This is a genomic window from Methylobacterium sp. Leaf118, assembly GCF_920984675.1.
Lineage (GTDB): Bacteria > Pseudomonadota > Alphaproteobacteria > Rhizobiales > Beijerinckiaceae > Methylobacterium.
In genome coordinates this window covers 1-6,755 of sequence record NZ_CAKLBV010000107.1, presented here as the reverse complement: position 1 = coordinate 6,755, position 6,755 = coordinate 1, and the positions used below count along the sequence as shown (strand labels likewise).

The window sequence follows — 6,755 nt, the reverse complement described above, 5'->3', positions numbered from 1 at the left end:
GCTTCGCTCAAACGCCGCGCGGGCTTGCCTGATCCGGGCTCCGCTTTGATCAAGCGGAGCCCGGATCAGGCGGCGAGTTCGGCCACAACCGCGTTCAGCACCGGCGCCCCTTTGGGCGTGACGGCGACGCGGTCCCCGGCCCGGCGCGCCACGAACCCGTCCGCGATCAGGGCGGCGAGCCGCGTGCCATCGAGCGAGCGCCCCTTCAGCGCGGCGTAGCGGGCGGGGTCGATCCCCTCCGCGAGGCGCAGGCCCATCATCAGGAACTCATCGCCCTGGTCCTCCGCCGCCAGCGACTCCGTCGCGACGATGCCGTGGCCGTCCCGCTCCACCCGGGCGAGCCAAGCCTCCGGTGCCTTTTCAGTGAGCGTCCCGGTGCGGCCTTCGGGCAGAACGAGGCGGCCATGGGCACCGGGCCCGATGCCGGCATACTCGCCGTAGCGCCAGTAGAGCAGGTTGTGACGCGAGGCGGCGCCGGGCCGGGCGTGGTTCGAGATCTCGTAGGCCGGCAGGCCGGCCGCCGCACAGATCTCCTGCGTCACGTCGTAGAGCGCCCGCGACACGTCCTCGTCCGGCGGCACGAGGCGGCCGGCCTGGGCGAGGCCGAAGAAGGGCGTGCCGGGCTCGATGGTGAGCTGGTAGAGCGAGAGGTGTTCGGCGGCATGGGCGATGGCCTCCCGCAGCTCGGTTGCCCAGGCCCGGGGAGTCTGCTCGGGGCGCGCGTAGATCAGGTCGAAGGAGAACCGCTCGAAGCTCGCGGCGGCGAGGCGCACGGCGGTGAGCGCCTCCGCCACGGAATGCATCCGCCCGAGCCGCCTGAGGTCGGGATCGTTCAGCGCCTGGACGCCGAGCGAGACGCGGTTGACCCCCGCCGCCCGGTAGCCGCGGAAACGGCCCGCCTCGACGCTGGTCGGGTTGGCCTCCAGGGTCACCTCGGCGTCGGGCGCCACCGCCCAGGCCCCGGCCACGGCGTCGAGCAGGCCCGCCACCGTCTCCGGCGCCATCAGCGAGGGAGTGCCGCCGCCGAGGAAGACGCTGTTGACGGTCCGCCCCGGCGCGAGCGCCGCCGCGTGGGCGATCTCCCGGCGAAAGGCGGAAAGGAAGCGCGGCTGGTCCACGCCCCCGTGGCGGACATGGCTGTTGAAGTCGCAATACGGGCATTTCGCCGCGCAGAACGGCCAGTGCAGGTAGATGCCGAACCCCGCGTCCCGGGTCGGGTGATCGGGCGGTGTCACCGGGGACATTGTCTCGTGTCGCCCATCGCCGGGCCCCTTCTCTCCCGGCACCGCCCGCATCGAGCGTGCCGAAGCGGACGCGTCACCCCGGCCGCCGCAGGCAGGCGGCGGCCAGCCTCACGAAGGCGCGAGCACGATGCGACAGGGCATTGCCGCTCTGCCAATCGACCCCGTGCTTCTCCTCGGAGGAGATCTCGCCGAAGGTGCGATCCATGCCGTCGGGCTGGAACATCGGGTCGTAGCCGAAGCCGAGGCGGCCGCGGGGCGCCACCAGGGTGCCGAAGACCCGGCCCTCGAACAGCTCGGTATGGCCGTCGGGCCAGGCCAGAACCAGGGCGGAGACGAAATGGGCCCGGCGATCGGTGGCGCCGCGCTTGTCGAGCTCCGCCTCGATCCGGTCCATCGCCCCGGAAAAATCCTTGTCCGGGCCGGCCCAGCGGGCGGAGAACAGCCCCGGCGCCCCGTCGAGGGCATCGACGCACAACCCCGAATCGTCGGCGAAGGCGGGCAGGTTCGAGGCCTCCGCCGCCTCGATCGCCTTGATCGCGGCGTTCTCCGAGAACATCGTCCCGGTCTCGTCGGGCTCGGCGAGCCCGAGCTCGCCCGCCGAGACCGCCTCGACGCCGAAGGGCGCGAGCAGCTCGCGCATCTCGGTGAGCTTGCCGGCATTGTGGGTCGCGATGACGACCTTGCCGGAGAGGATGCGGTGCGCGCTCACGCGATCGCCTTCCGCTGCAGATCCACCAGGCTGGCGATGCCGCTCTTGGCGAGCCGGAGCAGGGTGAGAAGCTCCTCGTCCGAGAAGGGGGCGCCCTCCGCGGTGCCTTGCACCTCGACGATCCCGCCCTTGCCGGTCACGACGAAGTTCGCGTCGGTCTCGGCCGCGGAATCCTCGGCATAGTCGAGATCGAGCACCGGCTGCCCCTTGTAGATCCCGCACGAGACCGCCGCGACATGGTCCTTCAGCGGATCGACCGAGATGATCGAGCGGGCGCGCATCCAGGCGAGGCAATCGTGGAGCGCCACCCAGGCGCCGGTGATCGCGGCGGTGCGGGTGCCCCCATCGGCCTGGATCACGTCGCAATCGATGGTGATCTGGCGCTCGCCGAGGGCCGGCAGGTTGGTGACGGCGCGCAGGGAGCGCCCGATCAGGCGCTGGATCTCCTGGGTGCGCCCGGAGGGCTTGCCGGAGGTGACCTCGCGGCGAGTGCGCTCATGGGTGGCGCGGGGCAGCATGGCGTACTCGGCGGTGACCCAGCCCTTGCCCGAGCCGCGCAGCCAGGACGGCCCGCGCTCCTCCAGGGTGGCGGTGCAGAGCACGCGGGTGTTGCCGAAGCTCACGAGGCAGGAGCCTTCCGCGTAGCGCGCCACCGCACGCTCCAGGGTAACGGCCCGCATTTCGTCGGGCGCGCGCTTGGACGGCCGCATCCGCAGTGAACTCCCGCATCGAGAACGAAGTGCGCGCTCATAAGCGCTGCCGCTCCGGGCGGCAACCCGCACGGGAAGGGCCGCCGTCTCGCGACGGCGGCCCCCGGTTCGTCACAGTGGTGGGACCCCTCAGCGCCAGTGATGGCGGCGGTGATGGTGGTGATGCATGTGGTGGCGCATCATGTGACGGCGCATCATGTGGCGGCGGTGATGGCGCATGTGGTGGCGGTGCATATGCCGGTGATGCCGCATGTGGCGGCCATGGCCGTAGGCGACCGGCGTCGCCTCACTGGCCGTCGCCGCGGCCTCGGCCGGGACGGTGATCGGCGCGGCCTGCGCCGGGCGGGGGGCCGAAACCAGGCCGAAACCCGAGAGGGCGATCGCAACCGCCGCGACCTTGAGGACGTTCCATCTGGCGCCTGGCAACACGGGCGTGTCTCCACTTCTTGTTGGAAATTTCTTCGGGTCGTGGCCGCGAGCGTGAGCAGGCGGTCCTCTCCTAACCGATCCCGAGGGAAGAACGATCCATCCGGACCGATCTCAGGTTCGCGGTTCGGCCCGCGCCCGTCCGCCGGCTCCGTCCGGGCGTTCTGTCCGCAGGAGCGTCGAGACGGATTGATCGCAGCGGTCCTTGCGCCCACAATCGCGTCTCAGGTTCAGAATCCCGTGTCCGAGCACTCCTTCACCGCCTCACGTCCGCAGTCCCAAGCGCTCTCCGCCTTGAACGACCGCGCCCGCGAGATCTTCCGGCAGATCGTCGAGAGCTACGTGACCACCGGCGAGCCGGTCGGCTCGCGCAATCTCGCGCGCATCCTGCCGATGGGCCTGTCGCCGGCCTCGATCCGCAACGTGATGGCGGATCTCGAGGATTCGGGGCTGATCTTCGCGCCCCATACCTCGGCGGGACGGCTGCCGACGGAGATGGGCCTGCGCTTCTTCGTCGATGCCATGATGGAGATCGGCGACGTCGATCGCGACGAGAAGGCGCGCATCGAGGCGCAGATGCAGGCGGCGGCCTCGCGCCACACCTTCGATTCGGCGCTCGCCGAGGCCTCGACCCTGCTCTCCGGCATCTCCCGGGGCGCAGGCGTGGTGCTGACCACGAAGGGCGATGCCGGCCTCCGACACGTGGAATTCGTGCGCCTCGACGCCGAGCGGGCGCTGGTGGTGCTCGTCTCCACCGACGGAACGGTGGAGAACCGCCTCGTCGACCTGCCGCCGGGCCTTCCGGCGAGCGCCCTGCAGGAGGCCTCGAACTTCCTTAACGCGCGTCTGCGCGGGCGCACCCTCGACGCGCTGCGGGCCGATATCGAGGCGGGCCGCAAGGCGATGAAGCGGGAGCTCGACGCGCTCACCGAGCGGCTGGTCGATGCCGGGCTCGCCACCACGGTCGGCCCGTCCGAGGCGCGCCAGCTCATCGTGCGGGGGCAGGCGAACCTCCTCGACGACCTCCGCGCGGCCGAGGACCTCGAGCGTATCCGCCTGCTCTTCAACGACCTCGAGACCCAGAAGGACGTGATCGAGTTGCTGGCCCGGGCCGAGCAGGGTGATGGGGTGCGGATCTTCATCGGCTCGGAGAACAAGCTGTTCTCCCTGTCCGGCTCCTCCATGATCGCCGCGCCCTTCCGCGACGGCGCCCAGAAGATTGTCGGCGTCGTCGGCGTGATCGGCCCGACCCGGCTCAACTACGCCCGCATCGTCCCGATGGTGGATTACACCGCCCGGGTGGTCTCCGGGCTGCTCGACCGACCGCGCTGACGGCCACGCCGCCGGCCTGACCGGGGCGGCGCCCGGGGCTCCCGGGCGGCATTCGGCCCGGACCGGTGAAACTGGTGCGGCGCCTGGCCCGTTATAGCCTCGGCTCGAGGGGCGCACGCCGCCTCTCGGGACGACGCCGACACGGCACGAAAACCTCGAGCAGGGTCCCGGATGCGCGATCCAGGACCGTCACCGAGCGCCGCACGACACCGATCCCTCGCTTGCCGGACCCGACGATGCGCCCCGCCCCGTTCCGCACCGCGCTCGCCGCGCTCTCTCTCGTCGGGCTGGCGCTGCCGCTCGGGATGACGGCCGCCCCGGCCCTCGCCCAGACGGCCGCCCCCTTCTTCGCCGCGCCGCCAGCCGGAACGGTGCGCGGCTCCAAGATCGTCGGCGTGCCGGTGATCGGAATGGACCATGTCCGCGTCGGCACGATCGAGGACGTGCTGGTGGACGTGACCGGACGCATCCAGGCCGTGGTGATCGGCGTCGGCGGCTTCCTCGGCGTCGGCGAGAAATACGTGGCGGTGCCCTTCGATCAGCTCGCCTGGAACACCGGCGACGTCTCGCTCACCAGCGGCCCGTCTTCGGTCGTCCGGGTCGGCGAAGCGCCGTCCCCCGACAAGGCCGGACCGGAGCGGATGCCGGGCTCGCAGACCGACCCCGCCGTGCTCGACGCGGTGGACGCACAACGCTCCGGCCGGGTCGATCCGGCCACCGGGCCCGCGGCACCGGAGCGGGCGCCGGCCCGGCGCAGGGCCTCGTGGATCGCGCTGACGACGAGGGCGCGCACCAGCCCCGGATCGCGGAAGCGCAGCTCGGTCTTGGCCGGATGCACGTTGACGTCGACGAGGCCGGGATCGCAGGCGAGGAAAAGGGCCAGCACCGGATGGCGGTCGGCGCTCATCGTGTCGGCATAGGCGCCGCGCACCGCGCCGAGCAGGAGCCGGTCGCGCACGGGCCGTCCGTTGACGACGAAGTGGACATGGCTCGCCGCCCCCCGGTGGAAGGTCGGCAGACCGACATGCCCCTCCAGGGACAGCCCCTCCCGAGCCATCGAGAGCGGCACCGCGTTGGCCGGAAAGTCCGGCCCGAGCACGCTGCCGAGGCGGCGCAGGAGGCCGGCGGGGCCCGGCTCGCTCTCGGCGGGGAAGACCGTGGGGCTCCCGCTCTCGGTGCGCAGGGTGAAGCGCACCCCCGGCTGCGCCACGGCCAGCCGCCGCAGCACCTCCGCGACGGCGGCCGTCTCGGCCCGGTCGGATTTGAGGAACTTGAGCCGGGCCGGGGTCGCGGCGAAGAGGTCGGTCACCTCGATGCGGGTGCCCCGCGTCGCGGGGGCGGGGCGCACCGCGCCCTTGACGCCCGCCTCGACCACGAGGCTCACCCCCTCCCCGTCCGCCGTGCGGGAGACGAGGGACAGGCGGGAGACCGCGCCGATCGAGGGCAGGGCCTCGCCGCGGAAGCCCAGGGAGCCGATCCGGGTGAGGTCGCCGTCGGGAAGCTTGGAGGTGGCGTGGCGCTCGACCGCGAGGGCGAGGTCGTCGGCGCCCATGCCGATCCCGTCGTCGACGACCCGGATCAGCCGGCGCCCGCCGGCCTCGATCGTGACCTCGATGGCCCGGGCGCCCGCATCGATCGCGTTCTCGACGAGTTCCTTGATCGCCGAGGCCGGCCGCTCGACCACCTCGCCCGCGGCGATCCGGTCGACCAGGATCGGGTCGAGGCGGCGGATCGCAGCGCGGGGGCAATCGCGGTGCGGCGCGGGGGTGCGAGGCTCGGGTGGGGCGGACATCGTAGGCCGAAAGATAGGCGCCCTCGGCCGGCCGCGATAGGCGCGGCGGAGGGGCCGGGCCGCGCTGTCCCCATCCGCCCCGGGGTGGGGACGGGATCCGATCCGGGGCGTGGATTCTGGGGCCTGGATTCCGGGGCCTGGACGCCGGACAAGAAAAAAGGCTCGGATTGCTCCGAGCCTTTGAAGGGAAAAGGCCATTGGGGGCTGAACTGGCCTTCGTGAACGGATAATCCCCGGGGGACCGATCGGTTCCCGACAAATCCGAGAAACTTCTCAGCGCGGCGCCGCCGCCCGGCGCAGGCGATCGTTGATGGCTTCGCCGAGGCCCGTTTCCGGGACAGGGGCCACCGCGATCACGGGGGCCTGCGAGGCGTCGAGGCGGCGCAGGGCTCCGAACAGCCGGGCGGCGGCCTCGTCGAGGGCGCCGGCCGCGCTGAGGCTCTCGACGGCGCAGGCGCCCTCCAGGCCCGCGGGCCGGAAGGCGCCGAACAGGAGCGCCGCCTCGCCGGGGCGGATCGCCGTCGCCCCGAGGCGCACGCCCG

General features: G+C 72.3%; 6 protein-coding genes and 2 pseudogenes. 2 read left to right on the top strand and 6 right to left on the bottom strand.

Going from position 1 to position 6,755, the window contains the following annotated elements:
- Positions 1-65: 65 nt before the first annotated feature.
- The 4 genes from hemW to LW587_RS23375 all read right to left on the bottom strand — a co-directional run bounded on the left by hemW (position 66) and on the right by LW587_RS23375 (position 3,092).
- Entirely contained in the window at positions 66-1,244 is a 1,179-nt protein-coding gene (hemW, locus tag LW587_RS23390; protein ID WP_232631981.1) for a radical SAM family heme chaperone HemW, read from the bottom strand.
- 73 nt (positions 1,245-1,317) lie between these two features.
- Positions 1,318-1,953: an RdgB/HAM1 family non-canonical purine NTP pyrophosphatase gene (rdgB, locus tag LW587_RS23385; protein WP_232631980.1), complete on the bottom strand. Its 636-nt coding sequence runs from the start codon at positions 1,951-1,953 to the stop codon at positions 1,318-1,320.
- On the bottom strand, positions 1,950-2,663 hold the full coding sequence (gene rph, locus LW587_RS23380) for a ribonuclease PH (RefSeq protein ID WP_232631979.1): 714 nt from the start codon (positions 2,661-2,663) through the stop codon (positions 1,950-1,952). The genes rdgB and rph overlap by 4 nt, the downstream gene beginning before the upstream one ends.
- 129 nt (positions 2,664-2,792) lie before the next feature.
- Positions 2,793-3,092, bottom strand: a complete 300-nt coding sequence (locus tag LW587_RS23375; RefSeq protein WP_232631978.1) for a hypothetical protein — start codon at positions 3,090-3,092, stop codon at positions 2,793-2,795.
- Positions 3,093-3,329: 237 nt separating this feature from the next.
- Between LW587_RS23375 and hrcA the strand changes: the two genes are divergently transcribed.
- Positions 3,330-4,421 carry a heat-inducible transcriptional repressor HrcA gene (gene hrcA / locus LW587_RS23370; RefSeq protein WP_232631977.1) on the top strand — a complete coding sequence of 364 codons (1,092 nt, stop codon included), beginning with the start codon at positions 3,330-3,332 and terminating at the stop codon, positions 4,419-4,421.
- A 236-nt stretch (positions 4,422-4,657) separates the two neighbouring features.
- A pseudogene (locus LW587_RS24180) lies at positions 4,658-4,900 on the top strand (PRC-barrel domain-containing protein); the annotation flags it as partial.
- A 247-nt stretch (positions 4,901-5,147) separates the two neighbouring features.
- Here LW587_RS24180 and mutL read toward each other — a convergent pair.
- Together mutL and LW587_RS23355 are read right to left on the bottom strand one after the other, a co-directional pair.
- A pseudogene (mutL, locus tag LW587_RS23360) lies at positions 5,148-6,213 on the bottom strand (DNA mismatch repair endonuclease MutL); the annotation flags it as partial.
- Between the two features lie 273 nt (positions 6,214-6,486).
- Positions 6,487-6,755, bottom strand: a 269-nt coding sequence (locus LW587_RS23355) for a Sua5 family C-terminal domain-containing protein (protein ID WP_332839855.1), incomplete at its 5' end; no start/stop codon positions are given.